General features: G+C 63.7%; 18 protein-coding genes. 8 read left to right on the forward strand and 10 right to left on the reverse strand.

What is annotated here, in order from left to right:
• Positions 1-32: 32 nt before the first annotated feature.
• Positions 33-1,208: an amino acid deaminase/aldolase gene (locus RE4_RS23905; RefSeq protein WP_020970184.1), complete on the forward strand. Its 1,176-nt coding sequence runs from the start codon at positions 33-35 to the stop codon at positions 1,206-1,208.
• A gap of 45 nt (positions 1,209-1,253) precedes the next feature.
• Here the strand turns inward: RE4_RS23905 and RE4_RS23910 are convergent, their stop codons facing one another.
• A complete protein-coding gene (locus RE4_RS23910; RefSeq protein WP_060939471.1) occupies positions 1,254-4,697 on the reverse strand; it encodes a TM0106 family RecB-like putative nuclease in 3,444 nt (1,147 codons plus the stop codon).
• A gap of 83 nt (positions 4,698-4,780) precedes the next feature.
• Here RE4_RS23910 and RE4_RS23915 point away from each other — a divergent pair, with 83 nt between their 5' ends.
• Complete coding sequence (locus RE4_RS23915) at positions 4,781-5,422, forward strand: alpha/beta hydrolase (protein ID WP_020970182.1); 642 nt, start codon at positions 4,781-4,783, stop codon at positions 5,420-5,422.
• A gap of 5 nt (positions 5,423-5,427) precedes the next feature.
• Here RE4_RS23915 and RE4_RS23920 read toward each other — a convergent pair whose 3' ends face one another.
• On the reverse strand, positions 5,428-6,045 hold the full coding sequence (locus RE4_RS23920; protein WP_174531783.1) for a cysteine hydrolase family protein: 618 nt from the start codon (positions 6,043-6,045) through the stop codon (positions 5,428-5,430).
• A gap of 92 nt (positions 6,046-6,137) precedes the next feature.
• Here RE4_RS23920 and RE4_RS23925 point away from each other — a divergent pair, with 92 nt between their 5' ends.
• From RE4_RS23925 to RE4_RS23935, 3 genes are all read left to right on the forward strand, one after another.
• Positions 6,138-6,839 carry a FadR/GntR family transcriptional regulator gene (locus RE4_RS23925; RefSeq protein ID WP_021344968.1) on the forward strand — a complete coding sequence of 234 codons (702 nt, stop codon included), beginning with the start codon at positions 6,138-6,140 and terminating at the stop codon, positions 6,837-6,839.
• Positions 6,836-8,206, forward strand: a complete 1,371-nt coding sequence (locus RE4_RS23930) for an FAD-binding oxidoreductase (RefSeq protein WP_060939473.1) — start codon at positions 6,836-6,838, stop codon at positions 8,204-8,206. Before RE4_RS23925 ends, RE4_RS23930 begins: the two co-directional genes overlap by 4 nt.
• Before the next feature lie 88 nt (positions 8,207-8,294).
• Entirely contained in the window at positions 8,295-9,281 is a 987-nt protein-coding gene (locus RE4_RS23935; RefSeq protein WP_060939495.1) for an NAD-dependent epimerase/dehydratase family protein, read from the forward strand.
• A gap of 56 nt (positions 9,282-9,337) precedes the next feature.
• Here RE4_RS23935 and RE4_RS23940 read toward each other — a convergent pair whose 3' ends face one another.
• The 4 genes from RE4_RS23940 to RE4_RS23955 all read right to left on the reverse strand — a co-directional run bounded on the left by RE4_RS23940 (position 9,338) and on the right by RE4_RS23955 (position 13,599).
• A complete protein-coding gene (locus RE4_RS23940; RefSeq protein ID WP_060939474.1) occupies positions 9,338-11,125 on the reverse strand; it encodes an AMP-dependent synthetase/ligase in 1,788 nt (595 codons plus the stop codon).
• Between the two features lie 139 nt (positions 11,126-11,264).
• Positions 11,265-11,963 (reverse strand): DUF8548 family protein, encoded by a 699-nt coding sequence (locus tag RE4_RS23945; RefSeq protein WP_019749306.1) that lies wholly within the window; start codon positions 11,961-11,963, stop codon positions 11,265-11,267.
• 126 nt (positions 11,964-12,089) lie between these two features.
• A complete protein-coding gene (locus RE4_RS23950) occupies positions 12,090-12,716 on the reverse strand; it encodes a phosphoribosyltransferase (RefSeq protein ID WP_024487772.1) in 627 nt (208 codons plus the stop codon).
• Between the two features lie 55 nt (positions 12,717-12,771).
• Positions 12,772-13,599: a carbon-nitrogen hydrolase family protein gene (locus RE4_RS23955; protein ID WP_060939475.1), complete on the reverse strand. Its 828-nt coding sequence runs from the start codon at positions 13,597-13,599 to the stop codon at positions 12,772-12,774.
• Positions 13,600-13,701: 102 nt separating this feature from the next.
• Between RE4_RS23955 and RE4_RS23960 the strand changes: the two genes are divergently transcribed.
• Complete coding sequence (locus tag RE4_RS23960; RefSeq protein WP_003945121.1) at positions 13,702-15,477, forward strand: DEAD/DEAH box helicase; 1,776 nt, start codon at positions 13,702-13,704, stop codon at positions 15,475-15,477.
• A 101-nt stretch (positions 15,478-15,578) separates the two neighbouring features.
• On the opposite strand, the gene RE4_RS23965 is transcribed toward RE4_RS23960, so the two are convergent.
• From RE4_RS23965 to RE4_RS23980, 4 genes are all read right to left on the reverse strand, one after another.
• The gene (locus tag RE4_RS23965; protein WP_060939476.1) at positions 15,579-17,477 is read right to left on the reverse strand and encodes an ABC transporter ATP-binding protein; all 1,899 of its coding nucleotides are present in this window, start codon (positions 17,475-17,477) and stop codon (positions 15,579-15,581) included.
• A gap of 92 nt (positions 17,478-17,569) precedes the next feature.
• Entirely contained in the window at positions 17,570-18,160 is a 591-nt protein-coding gene (locus RE4_RS23970) for an AMIN-like domain-containing (lipo)protein (protein ID WP_019749302.1), read from the reverse strand.
• 56 nt (positions 18,161-18,216) lie between these two features.
• Positions 18,217-18,627 (reverse strand): YchJ family protein, encoded by a 411-nt coding sequence (locus tag RE4_RS23975; protein WP_060939477.1) that lies wholly within the window; start codon positions 18,625-18,627, stop codon positions 18,217-18,219.
• 22 nt (positions 18,628-18,649) lie between these two features.
• Positions 18,650-20,212 carry a long-chain-fatty-acid--CoA ligase gene (locus RE4_RS23980; RefSeq protein WP_060939478.1) on the reverse strand — a complete coding sequence of 521 codons (1,563 nt, stop codon included), beginning with the start codon at positions 20,210-20,212 and terminating at the stop codon, positions 18,650-18,652.
• Between the two features lie 260 nt (positions 20,213-20,472).
• Here RE4_RS23980 and RE4_RS23985 point away from each other — a divergent pair, with 260 nt between their 5' ends.
• On the forward strand, positions 20,473-21,246 hold the full coding sequence (locus RE4_RS23985) for an ABC transporter ATP-binding protein (RefSeq protein WP_003945134.1): 774 nt from the start codon (positions 20,473-20,475) through the stop codon (positions 21,244-21,246).
• 4 nt (positions 21,247-21,250) lie between these two features.
• Positions 21,251-23,785 carry an ABC transporter permease gene (locus RE4_RS23990; RefSeq protein ID WP_060939479.1) on the forward strand — a complete coding sequence of 845 codons (2,535 nt, stop codon included), beginning with the start codon at positions 21,251-21,253 and terminating at the stop codon, positions 23,783-23,785.
• The last annotated feature ends 16 nt before the right edge of the window (positions 23,786-23,801 follow it).

The raw sequence follows: 23,801 nt of genomic DNA on the forward strand, positions 1-23,801 counted from the left end.
ACTGGTCGCACGCCGCGACGATTGGATCATCTGTGACCAGGACCCTTGATCGACTCACTGCTGCCACGCGAGAACTCGACCCGCCTCTGGCTGCTCTGGATCTGACCACACTGCGCAGTAATGCAGCCGACCTGGTGCGCCGCGCCGGTGGAACCCCGGTGCGAGTGGCGAGCAAATCGGTTCGTTGTCGTACGGTTCTTACTGAAACTCTCGGTGACACACTGACTGCATCCGGCGGGTTCCGCGGAATCATGGCGTACTCACTGCGCGAGGCTCTGTGGCTGGTCGGGCTCGGCGCACGGGACATCCTGATGGGATACCCGACCGCCGATCGTGGCGCCATCGCGGATCTCGCTGCCGATGACACCGCCCTCCAATCGATCACCTTGATGGTCGACGACGATGCGCAGTTGGATCTCATTCGTTCGGCGTCGACGGGAGATGCGCCTGTCCGGGTGTGTCTCGACGTCGATGCGTCACTTCGGATCGGTCCGATCCATCTGGGTGTACGACGCTCGCCGCTGCGCGAACCTGCCGCGGTCGCCGCACTCGCGGCGCGTGCTCGCCAGCGCGGATTCTCAGTTGTCGGAGTGATGTTCTACGAGGCCCAGATCGCCGGCCTCCCGGACACCAGCGCTCCGATCGGTTGGGTCAAGAAGGCCTCTGCACGCGAACTGGCGTCCAGAAGGGGCGCTGTGGTCGCGGCCGTCACCGATGCCGTGGGTGCACTCGAGATCGTCAACAGCGGCGGTACGGGGTCGCTGGAGGTCAGCTCGGCCGATCCTGTGGTGACCGAGGTAACAGCGGGCTCCGGACTGTACGTACCGACCCTGTTCGACCGCTACCGTGCCTTCCGTCCCGATCCGGCGCTGTTCTTCGCACTGTCGGCCGTGCGCAAGCCGACGCCGTCGGTCACGACCCTTTTCGGCGGCGGATACATCGCGTCGGGACCTGCCGGAGCCACCCGCGTTCCGTCACCGGTCTGGCCCGCTGGTCTCAAACTGCTCCGCAACGAAGGAGCCGGCGAAGTCCAGACACCGGTCACCGGGAAGGAAGCCGGAAACATCGCGATCGGCGACCGCGTATGGTTCCGTCACGCCAAAGCCGGCGAGCTGTGCGAGCGCTTCGACCGCGTGTATGTGGTCGAAGCCGACGGCACCCGAACCTCGGTTCCCACCTACCGCGGCGAAGGGCAGTGTTTCGGGTAGGACAGTGTTTCGGGTAGGACAGGCTTTGGGTGTGAAAACATTCGGCTAGCTCGTCAACCTCATGAACGCGCCCAGCTCCACCAACCCTGCGGGCGTGCTCGGCATGTACTGCGTCAACGCGTGTGATCGGACGATGATCGCGCACCACTTGCCGCGGGAGACAGCAACATTGAGGCGGTTCCGCGACAGAAGGAACGACATTCCTCGCGGGGCGTCCTCGACGGCAGATGCGGCCATCGACACGATTGCCACCGCGGCCTCGCGGCCCTGGAACTTGTCGACGGTCCCGACCTCGACCTCCGTGAGACCGGCTTCGGTGAGATCGCGCTCGACGGTACCGACCTGGGCGTTGTATGCCGCGACCACGAGGATGTCCGACTGCTCCAGGGGCCGGGTTCCCTCGAACTCGCTCGGATCGGTCCATGGCGTACCGAGAAGGCCCTGGATCTGGCGAACGATTTCCTGGGACTCTTCCGGGGAGTACGTGGAATTGCCGCGGTGATCGACGAACACCGTGTGCACTCCGGCAGCGAGTCCGTCGAGTTTCCTTGCCGCACTCACGGTTTCCTGAGAATGGAGCTTGCCCTCGTACGACAGTGCGGACACGGGCGCACACAGATCCGGGTGCATCCGCCAAGTCTTCTCGAGGAAGTAGCCGAGTTCGGGTGGCAGTGCGCCGTGTCCCTCGGCGAGCCAACCGAGCGCCGATTCGTCGACAGGTTCGGGGTGAGTACCTTGGCTCACCTGCGGCAACTGCTGCGGATCGCCCAGCAGCAACAGGTTTCGCGCGGAAATCGCGACGGCAATGGTGTTGGCGAGCGCGAACTGGCCCGCCTCGTCCACCACGAGCAGGTCCAAGCTGCCCGCCGGAACACGATCGGTGTTCGCGAAGTCCCACGCAGTGCCGCCGATGACGCAGCCGACGCCTTCGGCCTCGGCGATGAATCCCGCATATTCTTCGGATGCGATGTCCTGCCATTCTGCGGTCTTGCTGCGGCTGCCCTTCTTCGCGACCAGTGCAGGGTCCACGCCGGCCTTCAGAATGCCGCCGAGCATGTTCTCGACCACCGAATGTGACTGAGCCACCACTCCGATTCGCCACTGATGTCGTTCGATCAGTGTCTTGACGACACGAGCACCCGTGTACGTCTTGCCCGTACCAGGGGGACCCTGTACTGCCACGTAGGAATCATCGAGGTCGAGAAGTGCGGCGGTGATGGCGTCCGCGTAGTTGTTGTCGCCGCCGACGGGCGGGAGCGGTGAACCCGAGCGTGTCCTCGGGGTGCTGCGCCGGAGAATGTCGACCGCTGCTACGGGTGGCAGTTCGGGCAGGATCTCGCTGGCGCCGGATGCGGCAGCGGCGATGGACTTCTCCATGCGTCCGGTGGGAATCGGACGACCAGGTGCCAATGCGACTGGAGCATCCAGGTATTCGTCACCGCCGAGCAGTTCTTCGACGGTGACCACGTCGAGTCCTTCGGACTTGACCACGGCCGTGACCTTGACGCTGCTGGTGCCGCGTTGGGTGGGGTTCTCGCTGGCAACAGCATCGGGGGAGGGGGTTGCGTAGAGAGCGAACAGATCACTGCCCGGGCTCAAAGACGTTCCGGTGCCGAAACTTCCGGTCAGCTGAATGTGTCGACGGAACTTCTTCTGACGTGGGGTGCTCTTGTGCCAGTCCGCCTCGATTTCGGACTGTTCGACCACCATGACGTCGCGGATGTCCACCAGGTCTTCGATCGGTGTGACCAATCGGTCGAAGTGGGCCCACCAGTACGGCTTCCGCTCACGATTGTGGTACCCCACCGCAGCAGCCAGTAGAGCAGCTGCCTGCTGATCGGGGGTACGCGCCGAACCTGCCTTGTGTCCTGCGAATTCGCGGAGCGCGATCTCCGATTCGGTGAGCTCCTCGAGTGGAATCTTGATCTGCCCGGTCGGCTCACGAAGTTCGACGCCGTGTTCTGCGGCGCGCTCGGCAAGCCAATCACGCAGGCGCAGAGTGGATTCGCAGTCGTACTCGTTGTAGTCGGAGATGCCCTGAAGAAGTTCCCTGGCCTGGTCGGCTTGTCCTCCGTCGCGCAATTGGCAGTAGTCGGCATAAGCGACAACCGAAGCGGCGGCATTGGTCACGTCGCCGTCGCGGCCGTGCTCACCCATGTACAGCGGCTCGAGTTTCTTGATGCTGTACGAGCGTTGTCCGATCCGCAGGCAGGCGCGGACGATCGGGTACAGGTCCACGAGCACGTTCTCGCTGAGCAGCGTGTCCACCGTTTGCTCGCCGACACCGTGACGTGCGGCCAAGCGCAACAGCGCCGATTTCTCGTACGCGGCGTAGTGATAGATGTGCATGCCGGGGTGAGCTTCTCGGCGCGCGGTGACGTAGTCGAGGAAGTCGAGGAGTGCCTGGCGTTCACCGTCGCGATCGTGTGCCCAGAACGGCTTGAACACGTAGTCGTCCGCCGGTCCTTCGACCACACCGAAAAGGTATTCCAACCCCCAGTCGGTGGATCCGTCCTCGGCCCAGAGGGGATCGCCCTCGAAGTCGAAGAAGATGTCGCCGTCGTCGGGGACGGGTAGTCCGCCGAGCGCCGAGGGTTCGTAGACCTCGAATTCGGCGTCGCCGGATTGTTCCTGACGAAGTTGAACCGCGGCCTGTGCACGGAGTTTGTCGAGTGTTTCCCGTCGAATTCCCTCGACAGGGCCGGTGCTCGCGGCGAGTTCGTCAATTGTCGTGATCCCCGAGACGATCAGCTGTTCACGCTGATTGCCGCGGACGCCCGCAACCAGCAGCAGGTCCCGATGACTTTCGACTTCGACGCTGCAGGTGTTGCATCGACCACAACGCAGGTACCGATCGTCGAGCCACTGTGTCGGTTTCCCCTCAGCACGGTGCTCGTCGAGGACTCGTTCGAGTTCAGCTCTGCGTGCTGCGAATACCGGCGCGATGTCTCCGATGTCGTGCGACGACGTGCTGCCGTCGCCGAGCAGTAGATGAACCTGATCGGAGGCGGCAATTGCATTGCGCTCCAACGCATCCGCGTATGCGGCGAGTTGTAGAAGTGCCGACACCTTGGCGTGCCGGGAGAGCTTGCTGTCGTAGACCGCGTAGGTGTCGCCTTCGCGGACGAGGAAATCGCAGAACCCGAGGAATCGGCCGTCGAAAAAGGTTCCCTGATAGATGACGGGCGCGCCCGATCGTGCTGCCTCGACGGTGGCCAACGTGGCAGCGGTCAGGCCTGCGCGTGAGTGTTCCGGTCGCGGCATGACGACGACGCCGTCTCCGTGTTGATCGATGAACTTCTGAAGCTGTTCGCGCTCGTGCGAGTCGCCGAGGCTCGACGTCCGCTCGAGCATCGGATCTGCCTCGACCGCCTCGGCTGAGATCAGACCGGTGCGGGCGTCGAGTTGCCGCAACAGTGCGAACTCGCACGAGGCCGCGGCCGAGAGGTCACTGGCGCTGTAGACGATCTGATCATCGAGTAGGAACACACGGAGATTGTGCCATCGCTCACCGACAAGGCAACCCACCAGTAATCGCCCACCGCCCGCGGATACCCGTAGGAGAGTGCAGAATGACGAGCATGCCCTTCTTCGACGGACGAACCGGTCAGGTGCACTTTCGGCATTGGCCGGCGGCAGGGGGCGCAGTGCCCACTGTGTCTTTGGTCTTTCTGCACGGCCTCGGTCAGCACAGCGGGCAGTATCACCGTTTCGCGGGTGCAATGACGGCGTCGGGGATCGACGTGTGGGCGATCGATCACACCGGGCACGGTTTGTCGGAGGGTGATCCGGGAGTCGGGGCTCCGCTCTCCGATCTTGCTGCCGATGCAGCCGCGCTGGCTGACATCGCCTTGGCGGAACTGCCCGAAGTTCCGCAGGCGGTGATGGGTCATTCGTTAGGTGCCGTGACTGCGCTGACGGTGCTGGCTCATCGCGATCACGAATTCGCGTCCGCCGTGTTGTGCGGCATCCCGCGCAGCGCGGTGGAGCAACACGGGTGGGCGGAACTCTCCGACGCGGGCATCCCAGTCCTGGTCGTTCACGGTACCGACGACCGGATCGCCCCGGTTGATCCCGTCCGGGACTGGGCGCGGACGCTGCGCAACGTCGAGATGCGCGAGTTCGAGGATGCCGGTCACGACCTGCTGCACGAGAAGGTTCACGCCAGTGTCACCAACGTCAGTCGTGAATTCCTTCTCGCGCATTCCAGGTAGTCCTCTCAGGAGAGCGCGCCGAGCACCTCTTTCGACGTGACGGGGTGCGAGAACATCGGGTAGTCGTAGGTGATCGCGTTCTCGTGTTCGGCGACCGAAGTGCCTGCCACGCAATCGGTGAGTGTGATGACCCGGTAACCGTTCTCGTATCCGGTGCGCATGGTCGATTCGACGCAGCAGTTGGTCAGGAAGCCGCCGAGAAGGATCGTGCGAATTCCTTTGCTGCGCAGAATGAAATCGAGGTTGGTGCTGGCAAAAGTGTCGAGTCCGCGCTTGCCCTCGATGACGATGTCGCCGTCTTTCGGGGTGAGTTCGTCGACGATCGCAGCTCCCCAGGAACCCTTCACGAAAGCCTTGCCGTCGACGACGCCCTTGAGGATGCCGTACGGATGCGAGGTGATTTCGTTGTACCCCTCGGCGAAGGTGATCGGTGCGTGCATCACGGTGACACCTGCCGCCCGAGCCGCATCGACCAGCGCAGTGGTGTTCGCGAGGAGTCCGTTCGATTCCATGACAGGAGCGACGGCCTCGTGAAGAACACCGCCCTCGGTGGTGAAGTCGTTCTGGTACTCGATGAGCACGACGGCAGTGGTTGCTGGATCCAATTCGAGCTTGTCGGTCATGGTCGACACCTTGTCTGTTGTGGTCCGGGTCACGAATCTTCTCAATTAAACAGTTTGTCAGACAAGCAGGCAAGGGGTGGTAGCGTCGCGGCATGGATACGACTCCGTTGTCGCGCATGCCGCTCAGCCTTGCCGTGTCGGGAAGAATCCGTGCTGCCATACTCGACGGCTCGCTTCCCGTCGGCGAGGCGTTGCCGACCGAACAGGAACTCGCGCAGACGTTCTCGGTGGGTCGATCGACGGTGCGCGAGGCACTTCGTGTCCTGCAGGCACAGGGATTGTTGACCGGCGCGGACACCACCTCTACTGCCAGGCCTCGGGTGACGCACGAGCACACCGCCGATTCTGCGGCCACCGCTCTCAGTACGGCACTGCAAGTGGGCGCGGTTCCGCTCGGCGATCTTGTCGAATTGCGAGTGCTGCTCGAAGCTGCTGCGCTGCGAACCGTCGCCGTCGTGCCAGACGACGCCCGGGCTGCGATCGAGCGAATGCGCATCGCAACACTTGCCGACGACTCGGTCGCATTCCACGACGCCGACGTCGACTTTCACGTTGCGCTCGCCGGAGCGGGCGGGAACAAGGCGTTCGGGTTGGTCATGACGGTTCTCCGCGACAGCATCGCCGGCTACCTGCTGAGCGAACTCGACTCGCGCGAGAACTCGGCGGCCACGCTCGGCGCACTGCTGGCAGAGCACGAGGGTATCGCCGACGCGATCGAGCGCGGCGCAGCTGACGAGGCCGCCGATTTGGTCGAGCGCCATGTGCGCGGATTCTACGAAGGACGAACGGAATGACCACGAGTATCGATCTGTTGGGCGAACGCTTGCAGAAAGCGGTGGGGGACAGGGCGACAACCGATCCCGACCGGATGGGCGCGTACGTCCGGGATCAATCACTGCTCACTGCAGCCGGAAGGCCCGCCGCGCTGGTCAAGGCGAAGACGGTCGACGACGTCGTCGCGGTTATGACAGTGGCGCACGAACTCTCCGTTCCGGTGGTGACACGAGGGGCAGGTACCGGGTTGGCCGGCGCTGCCAATGCGCTCGACGGGTGCATCGTCTTGAGCGTCGCGGGCATGGATCGCATTCTCGAGATCGATCCTGCCGCGCGCACCGCCACGGTGGAGCCCGGAGTGATCAATGGTGACCTGGCGGAAGCTGCTGCACAGCAGGGTCTTTGGTACGTACCGGATCCGGGAAGCCGGGCCATCTCGAGTATCGGCGGCAATCTGGCGACAAATGCAGGCGGCATCTGTTGCGCCAAGTACGGCGTCACCGGTGATCACGTCGCGGCCCTGACGGCGGTACTCGCCGACGGGCGTGTGGTCCGTACCGGTGCACGGACGCGCAAAAATGTTGCGGGGCTGGACCTGACACATCTGCTCGTGGGCTCGGAGGGAACGCTCGCGGTCATCGTCGAAGCCACGATGCGGTTGCGTACGGCGCCCACTGCGGCGACCACCGTCGTCGCCTTCTTCGATTCCGCGGAGTCCGCGATCGATGCCGTCCTCGCCGTGTCGGCAGTGGCCGAACCGTGTCAGATGGAGTTGATGGACGACGTCACCATCGGCGCGGTCAATCGGCTGACGAAGATGGGGTTGGACGAATCGGCCGGGGCGATGCTGCTCATCCAGTGCGACGGTAGGTCGGCGGCCGCCGAGGCAGCGGACTGCGCCGCGGCGTGCGAAAGTGCCGGGGCTCGAGAGGTTTTCCACACCGACGATCCCGTGGAAGGTGAAGAGTTCACTGCCGCCCGCCGGATGGCGTTGCCAGCTCTCGAGGCGTTGGGCACGGTACTTCTCGACGACGTCGCGGTGCCGGTGCCGGCGTTGCCGTCCATGTTGGAATGCATTCGTGAAGCGGCCGATCGCCACGGTGTCACGATCGGAACCTTCGGCCACGCCGCCGACGGCAATCTCCACCCGACCATCGTGTTCGACGCTGCCGAAACGGGAGCGCAGGATCGTGCGCGCGGAGCTTTCGACGACATCGTTGCCGGCGCACTGGCGTTGGGCGGAACGATCAGCGGTGAACACGGTATCGGGGTTCTCAAAGCGCCGTACATGGCAGATATGGTCGGCCAGACCGAACGCCAGTTGATGCTTGCGGTGAAGGCCGCATTCGATCCGAAGAGCATTCTCAATCCCGGACGGGGTATCTGAGCGCTTCTTCCGACCCTCACTCGTCGGAAATTGCGCTACCAGACGAACTTGTTGCTGCACGACGCTTTTTCGAGTGACGATGGCCGTCATGAAGTTGCTGATGCTCGGAGGAACACGGTTCCTCGGCCGTGCCCTCGTCGACGACGCCCTGGCACGGGGCTGGGAAGTGACAGTGCTCCATCGGGGGCTCACCGGAGCGCCACCACCTACCGCGGAGGTTCTGTTCGCGGATCGTACCGATCAGCGAGCGATGGTTGAGGCGCTCGGTGATCGTCGATGGGATTTTGTCGTCGACACCTGGTCGGGTAGCCCCCGAGTGGTCGGTGAGAATGCACGCGTCTTGCACGGTCACGTCGACCGGTACGCATACATCTCCAGTGGATCCGTCTACCAATGGGGCTTGCACGTGGACGAGGGCTCGCCGGTGGTTGCCGCATCTGCGACGTCCGATGACAACAGCGATTACGCGTCCGCCAAACGCGGGGCCGAACTCGCTGTCCTGGAATCCTTCCCGGACGCGCTGCTCGCGAGGGCAGGGTTGATCCTCGGTCCGCACGAGGACATCGGGCGGTTGCCGTGGTGGTTGCAGCGCATCGCTGAGGGCGGACGCGTCGTTGCTCCCGGAGCGCCGACCAGACCGTTGCAGTACGTCGATGCCCGCGACATCGCATCGTTTGTCCTGTCCGGACTGGCGGCCGAAATCAGCGGGACGTACGACGTCATCAGTGCGTCCGGGCACACCACTACCTCCGGGCTCCTCGAGGCGTGCGTGGACGCCACCGGTTCGGGTGCGGAGTTGGTGTGGATCGACGAGGACCGACTTGCAGTAGCGGGAGCGCAACCGTGGACACAACTGCCGTGTTGGGTCCCGCAAGAGGGCGAGTTCGCGGGTTTCCTCGAAGCCGACACTGCCAAGGCGGCGCGGGCAGGGTTGCGGTGCCGTCCCGTCGAAGACACCGTGCGCGATACCTGGGAATGGATGCAACGGGAAACTCTGCCGACCCAGCGGGAGGATCGTGCGGTGCACGGCCTTCCATCCGAGATCGAAAAGGAACTACTCTCCGCCGGAGAGTGAAACGAGTCTGGCCCGGTTCGCATTCGAACCGGGCCAGACTCGTGAAAGACGATCGATCAGGCGTACAGGTCGCTGATCTTGGTCTTGTGAGCTTCGTGAATGATGTTGCGCTTGAGCTTGAGTGTCGGCGTCAATTCACCGGTCTCCTGGGTGAAGTCGACCTCGAGGATCGTGTACTTCTTGATCTGCTCGGGGTTGGAGACCTTCTTGTTCGCGTCGGCAACGGCCGAGTCGATCTCGGCGATCAGGTCGGCGTTCTTCACCAGATCCGCGATCGCGGTGCCGGCGGGCAGGCCGTTGCGCTCGACCCAACCGGGCAGAGTCTCCGGATCGAGGGTGATCAGTGCGCCGATGAACGGCTGACCGTCGCCGACGACGAGGCACTGGCTGATCAGAGCGTGCGCACGCAGGGAATCCTCGAGGCCTGCCGGTGCAACGTTCTTGCCTCCGGCCGTGACGATGATTTCCTTCTTGCGCCCGGTGATGGAGACGTAGCCCTCGTTGTCGATCGATCCGAGGTCGCCGGTGTGGAACCAGCCGTCGACGATCGATTCGGCCGTCGCCTTGTCGTTGTGCCAGTAGCCGGCGAAGACGACCGGGCCCTGCAGGAGGAGTTCGCCGTCCTCGGCGATCCGTGCTGCATGGCCGTTGATCGGCTTGCCGACGGTGCCGACGCGCTGCGCGCTCGAGGTGTTGACGGTGATTGCGGCGCTGGTCTCGGTGAGTCCGTAGCCCTCGTAGATCGGGATGCCGACGCCGCGGAAGTAGTGGCCGAGACGCGCGCCGAGGGCGGCGCCACCGGAGACTGCACGCTCGCACTCGCCGCCCAGAGCTGCGCGCAACTTCGAGTAGACGAGCTTGTCGAATACCGCATGCTTGAGCTTGAGTGCCAGCCCGGGGCCACCCTTTTCGAGGGACTCGCTGTATTCGATGGCAGTGGCGGCAGCCTTGTCGAAGATGCTGCCCTTACCGCCGTCGACTGCCTTCTGGCGAGCCGAGTTGTACACCTTCTCGAACACGCGCGGTACCGAGAGGATGAAGTTGGGCTTGAAACCGGCGAACTGCTCGAGGAGCGTCGTCAGATCCGACGTGTGGGCGACGGTGACCTTGGCGTCGAAAGCGCCGAAGGAGATAGCTCGCGCGAATACGTGGGCGAGCGGCAGGAACATCAGCGTCTTCTTGCCGGGGACCATCGACTCCGGCATCGCCAGGCGGCAGGCGTTGGACTCGGCGTAGAAGTTGGAGTGCGTCAGCTGGACGCCCTTGGGGCGTCCGGTGGTTCCGGAGGTGTAGATCAGGGTCGCGGGCGAGGCAGCGGTGACCTGGTGACGACGAGTGTGCAGTTCTTCGTCGGTGATTGCCGAACCGCGACTGGACAGCTCGTCGATAGCACCTGACTCGATGACCAGAACCTCGCGGAGGGCTTCTGCACCGTCGGTGACTTCCTTGTGAGTCTCCGCGTGCTTGGCCGTTTCGACGACCAGAAGTGTTGTCGCGGAATCCTCGAGGATCCACTGCGCCTGATCAGGGGAGGAGGTCTCGTAGATCGCGACGGTGCATCCGCCGGCAGTCCAGATGGCGTAGTCGAGAACGACCCACTCGTAGCGAGTTGCTGACAGGATAGCGACGCGGTCGCCGAGCTCGACGCCCGAAGCGATCAGGCCCTTGGCAACTGCGGAGACCTGCTTCGCGAATTCAGCTGCAGTGACGTCGACCCATACACCGTTCGACGGCCTCTTGAACGGCACGAATGTGGGGTCTTCTTCGGCGTGACGGAACACGGAGTCGGCCATGGATACGTTCTCCGGAATTGAGAACGACTGTGGAACTGAGAACTCGCGCACTATTGACCCCTCCAGTGACTACTGACATTTCTGATGTGCATTGCATCACATTAGTCGTCATTTTGCACTGTCGTTACTATTCGGTAGAACTGGTCGGGCGCTGACCTGCAGTTTGGTGTGACCGCCTGTTTACAGGTACTCAGGCGACGTGTTGGAGCATGCGGCCGTGCACGGACAACCACCGGCGAATTGCGTAGTCCAATCGGTCCGGATCCACTCCGAGTTGCTCTGCAGTAGCTGCAAGGATCTCCGAGGTGTCTCCTGGCAACTCGGTGGTGCCGAGTGTTGCGCTGATGAACGTGTCGGCAGCGGTACCCAGATCGGTGTGTGGAATTCCGGCCAACATCAACAGGTGTGCCCAGGTCACTTCGGAACCGTCTCCGCAGGCGTCCACCCAGGCAAGGTGAACCGCATCGAGAGCGTTGTCGGAATCGGCAGCAGAGAGCAGGTCCTCGACGCTGTTGATCCGCAAGTGATGGAGTTTCTCGGCGACCTGTTGGATGTGACGTGCCTCGATCGGGACACCCGTCGCCGTGTAGCGACGCTTGTACGAGCCGATCTTGCCTGCCCACTGGTCCGAACTCCCGGCTTCCTCGAAGGTGCGGAGTAGTTCGCGTGCGCCGTCCGTGACGGGTTTGTCTTCGCGGGCTTTCCGGTAGGCCAGGTAGCGATCTACGACGGTCACTTCGCTGTGACCCGACGTGGACTGAACGGATTCGATGATGCACAGGGCGAGGCTCTGTCGATAAGCGTCTGACGCAACCCAGGCGGAAGGGTCGCCCAGGCGGTCACGGCACGCAGCTGCGACGGCGTCGACGGTATCGGTCGAGATGGTCACGGTTCCTCCAGAAAGCCGAATTCTTTTTGTTCCATTTGGGCTATCGGCACCGAGGAGCGAAATGTTGCACACATCACAAATTCTCAGAGATCTCTTGGACTGCGCTCAGGCTGGAGGGGTGTCCTCTCAGGCGAGGAAGGTCAGCACTTCGTCGTCGCTGAGTTGATGAAAGTCCTCGAATGCAGCACCGACGCCGCCCAGCAGGGCAGGAACGAAGGGGCAGACGACCCGATCGGCTGAGCACGCGATCACTCTCATTGCTTCAGGGGAGGCAACTGGGACAGCGACGATGACGGAGGCAGCACCCGCGGTGCGCGCGCAGCGGCAGGCAACGGCGGCACTCGCACCCGTGGCCATTCCGTCGTCGACGATCACTGCGGTGCGTCCGTGGAGGGAAACCGGGGTCCGTCCCTCGCGCAGGAGCCGCGCTCGCCGTTCCAATTCGGTTCGTTCGTCGCGTTCGACGGCGACGAGTTCACTTTTCGAGACGCGAACCGCTGCGATGACGTCGTGATTGAGGACCCGCACGCCACCCTCACCGATGGCGCCCATCGCCAGTTCCGGGTTGTACGGACTGCCGAGCTTGCGCACCACCACGATGTCCAGCGGAGCGTTCAGTGCCGCAGCCACCTCGGCTGCGACCGGTACTCCGCCGCGTGGGAGTCCGAGAACGACAGGCTTGTCGAGACGCAAAGACTCGAGCCGCCCGGCCAGAAATTTGCCGGCGGAAGATCGATCCCGATACTGGGTCACTGCGTTGTCCTCGAGAAGCTCGAACCCCGACCTGTCCGACGCTACCCGCTGCAGGTCACCGCGACGAGACCGTGAACCTCCGCAGCGCGAGAGCGGGATTCTTCTCGCGTACTTCGGCGATGCGAGCGGCCGAAACAGTCGCGGCGGCAACCCCGACCTGCTCGCCCAGTGAACACATCACGACGCCCATCGGGTCGACGATCATGCTGGCACCCGCGCCGCCGCGCGCGCTCTGGTCAGCCGCTGCGATGTACATCGTGTTCTCGATGGCCCGGGCGCGTACGAGAGTGGTCCAGTGGTCTTCCTTGAGTGGCCCGGGCACCCACTGGGCGGGCAGGAGCAGGATGTCCGCGCCGACGTCGACGATGCGCCGGGTGACTTCCGGGAAGCGCAGGTCGTAGCAGGTCTGGAGGCCGAAGGTCAGGCCGTCGCACCCGAAAGTCTGCGGTTCCGTGATGTTGCCGGCACGGATCACGGCCGACTCCTGGTAACCGAATGCGTCGTAGAGATGCAGCTTCCGGTAGGTCGCCACCAGTTCGCCGTTCGGGTCCATCGCGACGAGGGTGTTGGAGATTCTGCTCACGTCGTCGATCCGCTCGTTCATTCCCGCTACGAGGAAGATTCCGAACTCCGCGGCGACCGCCGCCAATGCCGAACCGAATTCGCCGTCCAGGTCCTCCGCGGACTCGATCAGTCGTTCATCCGTCTTCGGTGCGGTGAACATCGAGTATTCCGGCGCCACGACAACTTTCGCGCCCCGTGCTGCTGCATCGGAAGCCAGTGATCGCAGTGATTCGAGGTTGGCTTTCTTGTCCGTCCCCGGGGCGAATTGGGCAATCGCGACAACGGTCTGGGCGGGGGTGGCAACGGTGGCTTCGGTCATGCTCCATACGCTAGGCGAAACCCGCTGGGAGGGTGGATCTGTCGTAAATGCACCCCCGGTATGTCGTCGTGTCTATACTCTATCCGCTAAACTGCTGGTCAAATGAGTGATATTGAGCGTGACCCCGAACCCCCAACATTTGCCGACCTCGACATCGATGATCGGGTACTGAAGGCACTGTCAGACGTGGGCTACGAGTCGCCCTCGCCGATTCAGGCTGCCACCATTCCGCCGCTGCTCGAAGGCAAGGACGTCGTCGGTCTCGCACAGACCGGTACCGGCAAGACCGCAGCTTTCGCAGTTCCAGTCTTGTCGCGGATCGACACGTCGATCAAGCAGACCCAGGCGCTGGTGCTTGCTCCCACGCGTGAGCTGGCGCTTCAGGTTGCCGAGGCATTCGGCAAGTACTCCGCGCACATCCCCGGACTCAACGTGCTGCCGATCTACGGTGGCCAGAGCTACGGCGTCCAGCTGTCGGGCCTGCGCCGCGGCGCACACGTCGTCGTCGGTACCCCGGGTCGTGTCATCGACCATCTCGAAAAGGGCACCCTGGATCTGACCAATCTCAAGTACCTCGTTCTCGACGAGGCCGACGAGATGCTCAAGATGGGGTTCCAGGAGGACGTCGAGCGCATCCTCCGCGACACCCCCGGCGACAAGCAGGTCGCCCTGTTCTCCGCAACGATGCCCGGCTCGATTCGCCGGATCTCGAAGCAGTACCTGAACAATCCGGTCGAGATCACCGTCAAGTCCAAGACGTCGACCGCCTCGAACATCACGCAGCGCTACATTCAGGTTGCTCATCAGCGCAAGCTCGATGCACTGACCCGAGTCCTCGAGGTCGAGGCATTCGAGGCGATGATCATCTTCGTCCGTACCAAGCAGGCCACTGAAGACCTGGCGGAGAAGCTGCGGGCCCGCGGGCACTCGGCTGCCGCGATCAACGGCGACATCGTCCAGGCACAGCGTGAGCGGACCATCGGTCAGCTCAAGAACGGCGCCCTCGACATCCTTGTCGCGACCGACGTTGCCGCTCGAGGCCTCGACGTCGATCGAATCTCCCACGTCGTCAACTACGACATCCCGCATGACACGGAGTCGTACGTTCACCGCATCGGTCGTACCGGCCGCGCCGGTCGTCAGGGTGACGCGTTGCTGTTCGTCGCTCCGCGTGAGCGTCATCTGCTCAAGTCCATCGAGAAGGCGACGCGTCAGCCGCTTGCGGAGATGCAGCTTCCCAGTGTCGACGACGTCAACGCCCAGCGCGTGGCCAAGTTCGGTGACTCCATCACGGAGAGCCTGGCCTCGGAGAATCTCGCGATGTTCCGCAAGATGATCGAGGACTACGACCAGGAACACGATGTTCCGCTCATCGACATCGCTGCCGCTCTGGCATTGCAGTCGCGCGACGGCGAAGCATTCTTGCTTTCTCCCGAGCCGCCGGCACCGCCGCGTCGTGAGCGCGAGCCGCGTGAACCGCGTCCCCCTCGTCGTTTCGACGACGGCCCGGCTCCTCGCTCGCGTGGACCCGAGGGCCAGGAGTTGGCTGCATACCGCATTGCAGTCGGCAAGCGTCACCGCGTCGTTCCGGGTGCCATCGTCGGTGCCATCGCCAACGAGGGTGGACTTCGTCGAAGCGACTTCGGGCACATCAGCATTCGCCCGGATCACAGCATCGTCGAGCTGCCGGCCGACCTCTCCAACGAGACTCTCGAAGCTTTGCGTCGCACACGCATCTCCGGCGTCCTGATCCAGCTGCAGCCTGATTTCGGCCCGCCGCAGGGACGTCCGAGTGGCCGTGGCGACCGTGGTGGCCGGGACGATCGCGGTGGACGTGACGACCGCCGCGGTGGCGGACGCGATCGCTACAACGACTGACCTACAGCTTCAACGACCGACATAAAGACTGAAACAGGCGCTGCCCTCCGCGAGGAGGACAGCGCCTGTTTTCTGTGTGGGGGGCAAGGCGCTGCGCGGTATCAGATCGGCGTCGGTGCGAGGGCGCCGTTCTTCCGGGCGTTGGTGTCGAACTGCGTGCGGTACAACTCGGCGTAGCGGCCACCGCGCGCGAGCAGTTCCTCATGGTTGCCGCGCTCGACGATCTGGCCTGCTTCGACGACAAGGATCAGGTCGGCGGAACGGATCGTCGACAACCGGTGAGCGATCACCACCGCAGTCCGCCCGGCGAGTGCTTCGCCAAGTGCTTCCTGAACCGCGGCTTCCGACGTCGAGTCGAGATGCGCGGTGGCCTCGTCCAGGATGACGACGCGAGGCTGGGCCAGGAGCAGTCGTGCGATGGTCAGGCGTTGACGCTCGCCGCCCGAGAGGCGGTAACCGCGTTCACCCACCACGGTCTCCAGTCCGTCGGGCAGCGACGCAACCAGGTCGGTGAGCCGTGCTCGCTCCAGAACCTCGCGCAGATCTTCTTCGGTGGCATCCGGTCGCGCAAGGAGCAGGTTGGATCGAAGGCTCTCGTGGAACAGGTGCCCGTCCTGCGTGACCATGCCGACGGTCTCGCGGATGGAATCGGCACTGAGGTCGCGGACGTCGACGCCGCCCAACTCGACCGAACCGGAGTCGATGTCGTAGAGGCGCGGAATCATCTGCGCCACGGTCGACTTTCCGGCGCCGGACGTGCCGACCAGGGCGACCATCTGTCCTGCTTCGGTGCGGAAAGACAGGTTGTGCAACACGTCCTCCCCGCCGCGGGTGTCGAGGATCGCGACTTCCTCCAGAGAAGCTAGTGACACCTTGTCGGCAGACGGGTAAGCAAAAGTGACGTTCTTGAACTCGACGGACACCGGGCCCTGCGGCACCGTGCGTGCATCGGGCTTCTCGGTGATGAGCGGCGCCAGATCGAGAATCTCGAATACCCGCTCGAAGCTGACCAGGGCGCTCATGACATCGACCCGGGCGCTGGCCAGTGCGGTCAACGGTGAGTACAGCCGCGTCAACAACAATGCCATCGCCACGACGGCGCCTGCGTCCAACTGTCCGCGCAGCGCGTAGAAGCCGCCGAGTCCGTAGACGAGGGCAAGAGCAAGGGCCGAGACCAGCGTCAGTGCTGTGACGAAGACGGACTGCAGCATTGCGGTCCGGACTCCGATGTTGCGCACACGCCTGGCGCGAACCGCGAACTCCGCCGACTCTTGCGACGGGCGGCCGAACAGCTTGACCAGAGTCGCGCCGGGAGCGGAGAACCGCTCCGTCATCTGGGTGCTCATGAGCGAATTATGGTTGGCTGCTTCACGATTGAGTGCTGCAAGTCTTGCGCCCATGCGCCGTGCGGGGATGACGAAGATCGGGAGAAGTAGCAGCGCGAGGACGGTGATCTGCCAGGAGATCCCGAGCATGACGATCAGCGTGATCACCAGGGTGACCAGGTTGCTGACCACTCCGGACAAGGTGTCGCTGAAGGCGCGCTGAGCGCCGATGACGTCGTTGTTGAGACGGCTGACCAGTGCTCCGGTTCGAGTTCTGGTGAAGAACGCGATGGGCATCTTCTGGACGTGATCGAAGACGGTGGTGCGCAGATGCAGGATCAGGTCTTCGCCGATGCTGGCCGAGAGCCACCGGGTCAACAGTCCCAGAGCGGCTTCGAGAAGTGCTACCAGTGCGATCAGGGCGGCAAGTTTGACGACCACGTCGACGGCGTCGCCGCCGACTATCGCGTTGACCACGCGCCCGGCCAGGACGGGTGTTGCCACGGCAAGCGCAGCAGTGACGACACTGAGTACGAGGTACCAGCTGAGGTTGCGTTTCTGTGGAACTGCGAACGTCGCGATCCGCTTCAGTGTCGCCTTCGAGAACGGGCGCCGATCTTCTTGCGCGTGCATCGCGTTGTACATCGCGTTCCACGCGGTGACTTCCATACTCATGACTTCGCCCCTCCGGTCGCCGGCCACGAAGATTACGTGGCCGGTACGACACGAAGGTAGAACCTCAACCAAACTTCAGGTCAAGTGCGGCCTCAGCGGGCCACGTCGACCACCACTCGCGGAGGGTCGCTGAGCGTCGTGACCGTGAACGGCTGCTTCTCAGTCACGCCGATGAACGACTGGGTGACTCCCTCGAAGACGTTGGACCCGTTGACCTCGGTCACGACTCCGCCGACGCCGGGGACCGGGTTGGGGCCGGAGTACTGCTCGACTCCGCTGTCGAAGGGATAGGCGGAACCGTCGATCAGGACCTGGATCACTGCGGCACCCTTGATGTCCACGGGCTTACCGCTGCCTTCCTGTGTCGCCGCGTCGACGTACTTGACGCGCCATCCGGGTGTGCCGGTTCCGCCCATTTCGTAGACGACACGATCGAATCCGTCGTGCTCGCCCACTCGGATGTCGACGACGGTGAGCTTGGATTCGGTGCCCGCAGCCGACGTCTTGTCGGAGCTGTCCGTCGGGACTGGTTCTGTGGTCGACGCTGCTGCACTCGAGGTCGAGGTGACGGCCGAGGTGGCTGCCGTGGGAGTGGTCTCCGCGTCCTGCGAACAGGCAGTCAGGCTCACGCCCACTGCGATGGCAGCGACAGCGGCAAATGATCTCGTCCGGTTCGTTGTCATGACTCGATCGTAGGGCTCGCGTTATCGGGATCCGCGGCGGCGGTGCCCGGAGTTACCTAACCGATATCGCCGTCGACGTAGAGCCACTTGCCTTCTGTTCGCGCAAATCGACTGCGTTCGTGGAGCATTCCCCGCTCGCGCCCGAATGTGTAGTGAGCGCGAAATTCCACGACGCCGTCGGAATCGAACAGCCCGCCCCATTCGGTGTCCAGGATCTCCAACCGGAGCCATGTCTGGTCGGGGTCGAGATCGAGTTCGGTGGGGCGATGGTCGGGATGCCAAGTCTGCGTGAGATATTCGTCGTTCATCACAGCGAAGGCCGTGTAACGCGAACGCATCAGGGTTTCGGCAGTCGGTGCGTGCGCTTCACCGCTGATGTACTTTCCGCAGCATTCGGCCAACGCGTTGCCGCTGCCGCACGGGCACGGATCGGTCGGATTGGGTGTGGTGGGGCGGCGCGAAGTCACCGCCCCATTACAGCACGCGAACTCAGACCAGTTTGTGTTCGCGGTTGTCCCAGTACGGTTTGCGGAGGTCGCGCTTGAGGATCTTTCCGGTGGGATTGCGGGGAAGGATCTCGACGACGTCGATACTGGTCGGGCACTTGAACTTTGCGAGGCGTTCCTGTGTATAGGTGATCAGTTCGGCTTCGTCGATCTGCGCTTCGGCAGTGAGAACCACGACTGCCTTGACGGTTTCACCCCACCGGTCGTCGGGAACGCCGATGACCGCGACCTCGGCGATTGCCGGATGCTCCACCAGTACTCGTTCGATCTCGGGGGAGTAGACGTTCTCGCCGCCGGTGATGATCATGTCCTTGAGGCGGTCCTCGACGAAGACGAAGCCGTCGGAGTCGGCGCGGCCCATGTCGCCGCTACGCAGCCACCCATCTGTGGTAATCGTTTCGGCCGTCGCCTCGGGCTTGCCCAGGTATCCGGGTGTGCACTGTTCGGATCGCCACCACAGTTCACCGGTGGTTCCGGTGGGCACGTCCTCGAGCGTGACGGGGTCCACCACACGCATCTCGACGCCGGGGATCGCCGTGCCTGCTGATGCCATGCGCTCGACCTGCGACTCGTCGCGGTGAACGTCCGGCATCAACGCGGTAATGACACCTGCCATTTCGGTCATGCCGTAGACCTGGACGAATTCGGTGTCCGGCCAAGCCGCGAGGGCTGCTCGCAACAACGGAAGGGGCATGGGGGCGGCGCCGTAGGTAATGCGTTTGAATGCCTTGAAGGCGGCGACGGCCTGCTCGCCTGCGGCCAGGACTCCGGCAATGACCGGTGGGACGAGAAAGGCGATGTTGGCTCCGGCGGCGAGACCGGCGAAGATCGACGGTCCGTCGGCTTCTCTCGTGAAGTAACAGCGCCCACCCGTGTGAATTGCCATGATGGCGTAGCACGTTCCGCCGACGTGGAACATCGGCATCGCGATCAAGAATCGGTGATCCTCGTGGGCCGGCAGGATTTCGAGCACATTGTTGCTGTGCGCGAACAGGTTTCGATGCGTGAGCTGTACGCCTTTGGGGCGACCGGTCGTCCCGGAACTGTAGAGAACCAGAGCGGTGGCATCGGGGCTCACCTCGGGGCGGGAGTGCAGCGGTGCGACCTCGTCGATCCACGGTTCGAACTCGTCGTGTTCACCGCCGACGGCGAAGATCGATTCGACGGCCGTCAAGCGGTCGCGCATGGCGACGATCTGGGGGAGTAGTTCGCTGCCGACAAACAGAATGCGAGCGCCACAGTCCGCGAGGACGTAATCCAGCTCTTCGCCCGAAAGTCGCCAGTTGGGAATGACATTCGCGGCGCCGAGCAGTGAGGCGGCGTAGGTGACTTCGAGGCAGGACAGATGATTCTTGTCGACGAACGCGACAGTGTCGCCGGCGCCGATGCCGGATTCGGCGAGGGCGGCGGCGATACGCAAGATGCGGTCTCGCCACTGGGCCCACGTGTATTCGGTCCCTTGGAAGGTCATCGCTGCTTGATCAGGCTTGACCGTCGCCCAGTGCTCTAGCCGATCGAAAATGATTCCAGCGGTGGCGTCGGACATTCGGCCGCCTCTCTCGTGTGATTGGTGTCACAAGGTTAATGTGCGCCCGGTCTTCGTATCGCTGTTTCTCGTCAATGCGCACAAGCAGAGAGAGCACATTCCCGCGACCCTGACCGGCTCGGCTGCAGATATCAGGGTGGTCCCCGATGGCGAGCGCGCCCGACACCCGACAGGATGGAACCAACCATTGCGGGCGTCCGTGTTTTCACGGGCGCCCGTCACGCCCACAAGTAGTACCGAAGTGAACAGGAAAGGCGATCATGAGTTCGCACGCCCAGGATGTCGCGGCCCGCGCAGTCGGCCTGTCCAAGACCTACGGCACCGGAGATACCCAGGTGCACGCACTCAGTTCGGTGTCCGCAGATTTCGCCCGCGGTGAGTTCACGGCGATCATGGGGCCGTCCGGTTCCGGTAAGTCGACGCTGATGCATTGCCTCGCCGGTCTGGATTCCGCAAGTTCGGGTTCCGTTCTCATCGGCGACACGGAACTCACGACGCTTTCCGACAAACAGATGACCCAATTGCGACGCGATCGCATCGGTTTCGTTTTCCAGGCGTTCAACCTGGTGCCGACGCTGACGGCGCTCGAGAACATCACGTTGCCGCTCGACATCGCGGGACGCAAAGCGGACCCGACCTGGCTGAACAGCGTCCTGACCAAGCTGGGTCTCGGGGATCGCCTCGATCACCGGCCGGGAGAGCTCTCGGGTGGTCAGCAGCAGCGTGTGGCGTGTGCGCGTGCCCTGGCGGGTCAGCCGGAGATCATCTTCGGCGACGAGCCGACCGGAAACCTCGATTCGAAGTCCTCCGGGGAGGTGCTCTCGATCCTGCGGGCGGCCGTCGACGAGTTCAACCAGACCGTGGTGATCGTGACGCACGATCCGCGGGCAGCGGCGTATGCCGACCGGGTGGTGTTCCTCGCGGACGGCAAGATCGTCGACGAATTGCGCGAGCCTACGGCGGATTCGGTCCTCGACCGGATGAAGCGTCTGGACGCTCCGCAGGCGGTCGTGAACGTGGAAGCCGGGGCTTGAGCACATGGCTTCGGTAAGCAACTCGCCGATGCGCAAGGTTTCCCTGCGCAACTTGGCGGCACACAAGGTGCGACTTGCGCTGACGGTTCTCTCCGTGGTGCTTGGCACGGCTTTTGTCGCGGGGTCGTTCGTTTTCACCGACACCCTCCAGAAGACTTTCGATTCGATCTTCGAGAACACCGCCCAGGGCGTCGACGTCCGGGTATCGATGGAAGAGCGCAACACCAGTGGCGTTCCGGTCGAGGATGTCGACAAACTTGCCGCAGTCGACGGCGTCCGAGCGGTAGCCCCGGCCGTCAGTGGACAGATCGTCCTGATCAACGCAGACGGCGGCGCTGTTCAGACCGGCGGCGCGCCGAGTATCGGTCAGTCCTACCTACCGCCGGGCCAGGCGATTGCCGAACCCGACACCTTCGTCGAGGGCGCGCCTCCGACGCAGACCGGTCAGGTCGCGCTGAACACCAGCGCCGCCGAGCGAGCCGGACTGAAGGTGGGGGACTCCGCCAAGGTTCTGGCACCGGCCCGCGGAATCGTGGACGTGACGTTGTCCGGCATCTACGAGGGGGCGGGCAGTGACACCGGCGGGTTCATCGGCGCGCTCTTCACCGACGAGCAGGCCCGTGGACTCTTCACCGACGGCCAACACGTCGAGTACATCGACGTCGCGGGCGACGGGGTGTCGCAGACGGAACTGCAGCAACGCGTCGAGCAGGTTTTCCCCGATCTCAAGGTGCAGACCGGCGACCAGGTTCGTGAGGAGACCAAGGCCGAGGTCGACTCGGCGCTGAGCTTCATCAACTACTTCCTGTTGGCGTTCGGCGCGATTGCTCTGCTCGTCGGAACGTTCATCATCTACAACACCTTCTCGATGATCGTGGCGCAGCGTCTTCGTGAGCTGGCGCTGCTGCGTGCGATCGGTGCGAGCCGAGCGCAGGTCGGCCGTTCGGTGGTCACCGAGGCGCTCGTGGTCGGACTCATCGGCAGCATCATCGGTCTGCTCGGCGGTATCGGTCTCGCCTACGGATTGCGCAGTCTGCTCAACACATTCGACGTCGGTCTGCCGGAAGGCCCGCTCCAGGTGGGTGCCCGCACGATCATCGTCGCGTTGGTGGTCGGCGTCGTCGTCACGACGCTCAGCGCTTACGCCCCGGCTCGTCGTGCGTCGAAGATCCCGCCGGTAGCGGCCATGCGTGAGGAGTTCGCCTCCACCGGTGACTCACTGCGAGTGCGGACGTTGATCGGTGCGATTCTCGGCGTGATCGGTGTGGCACTGCTCGTGTTCGGCTCTCGCGGTACCGGCGGCGGCGCGGCGCTGATCGTCGGGCTCGGTGCATTCTCGTTGATCATCGCGGTTCTTCTCGGGGCTCCGGCGCTGTCGCGGCCGATCGTCGGCGCGCTCGGTGCCGTGTTCGCCAAGCCGTTCGGCGCCATCGGGCGATTGGCTCGTACCAATGCGGTGCGTAATCCTCGCCGCACGGCCGCAACGGCATTCGCGCTGACTCTCGGTCTGATGCTGGTGACGGTCATCGGAGTGTTCGGTTCTTCGGCCAAGGCGAGCATCAATGCTCTTGTGGACGTGGGTGTCTCGGCCGACTACATCCTGACCGGTCCCAACGCGATCGGTGTGCCGCGAGGTGCGGCCGACGCGGTCCGGCAGGTACCCGACGTACAGAGCGCGACGTCCTTGCACGGGGTGCGCGCGAAGGTCGACGGTGAGGACGAGCAAGGCGCTTCGTTCGACGGACCGATCGAAGGCGTGCTCGAGTACAAGATCCTCGAGGGCACGGTCGATCTGACCGGCAACAACATGCTCGTCTCGAAGTCGACTGCGGATGACAAGGGCTGGACTGTCGGCTCGACGCAGACGTTGACCGGTCCTGGCGGCGTCGAGTACCAGACCGTTGTCGCGGGAGTGTTCGAGGACAACCAGCTGATCGGCTCGTGGATCGTCTCGGACGAGGCGTACCGGAAACTGATGCCGGCCGAGAGTCTCCCGGACTTCGTGGTGCTGGTGAAGGCGAAGCCTGGTGCGGATCTGACCATGCTGCGATCCGAGCTGGAAACGGCCACGGAGAAGTACGTCGTCGTCCAGGTGCAGGATCGTGAGGAGTTCAAGGGAACTCAGGGCCAGCAGATCAACACCTTGTTGGCGATCCTCTACGGACTGCTTGCACTCGCGGTCGTGATCGCAATCCTGGGCATCATCAACACCTTGGCACTGTCGGTGGTCGAGCGGCGACGAGAAATCGGAATGCTGCGAGCTGTCGGCATGCAGCGCGGACAGATGCGACGCACGATCTACCTCGAGTCGGTGCTCATCGCGGTGTACGGCGCGGCGGTCGGAGTTGTTCTCGGCATCGCGTTCGGTTGGGCCTTCGTGAGCACTCTCGCGGATCAGGGCCTCGACAAGATCACGATCCCGTGGGGTCAGGTGGTCGGAATGCTGATCGGCTCGGGTGTGGTCGGTGTCTTGGCGGCGCTGTGGCCGGCCAACCGAGCGGCCAAGACGAAGCCACTGGAGGCGATCGCAGACATGTAGGGCCTTCGGCCCCGTG

The sequence above is a fragment of the Rhodococcus erythropolis NBRC 15567 genome (assembly GCF_001552595.1).
GTDB classification, from domain to species: domain Bacteria; phylum Actinomycetota; class Actinomycetes; order Mycobacteriales; family Mycobacteriaceae; genus Rhodococcus_F; species Rhodococcus_F erythropolis.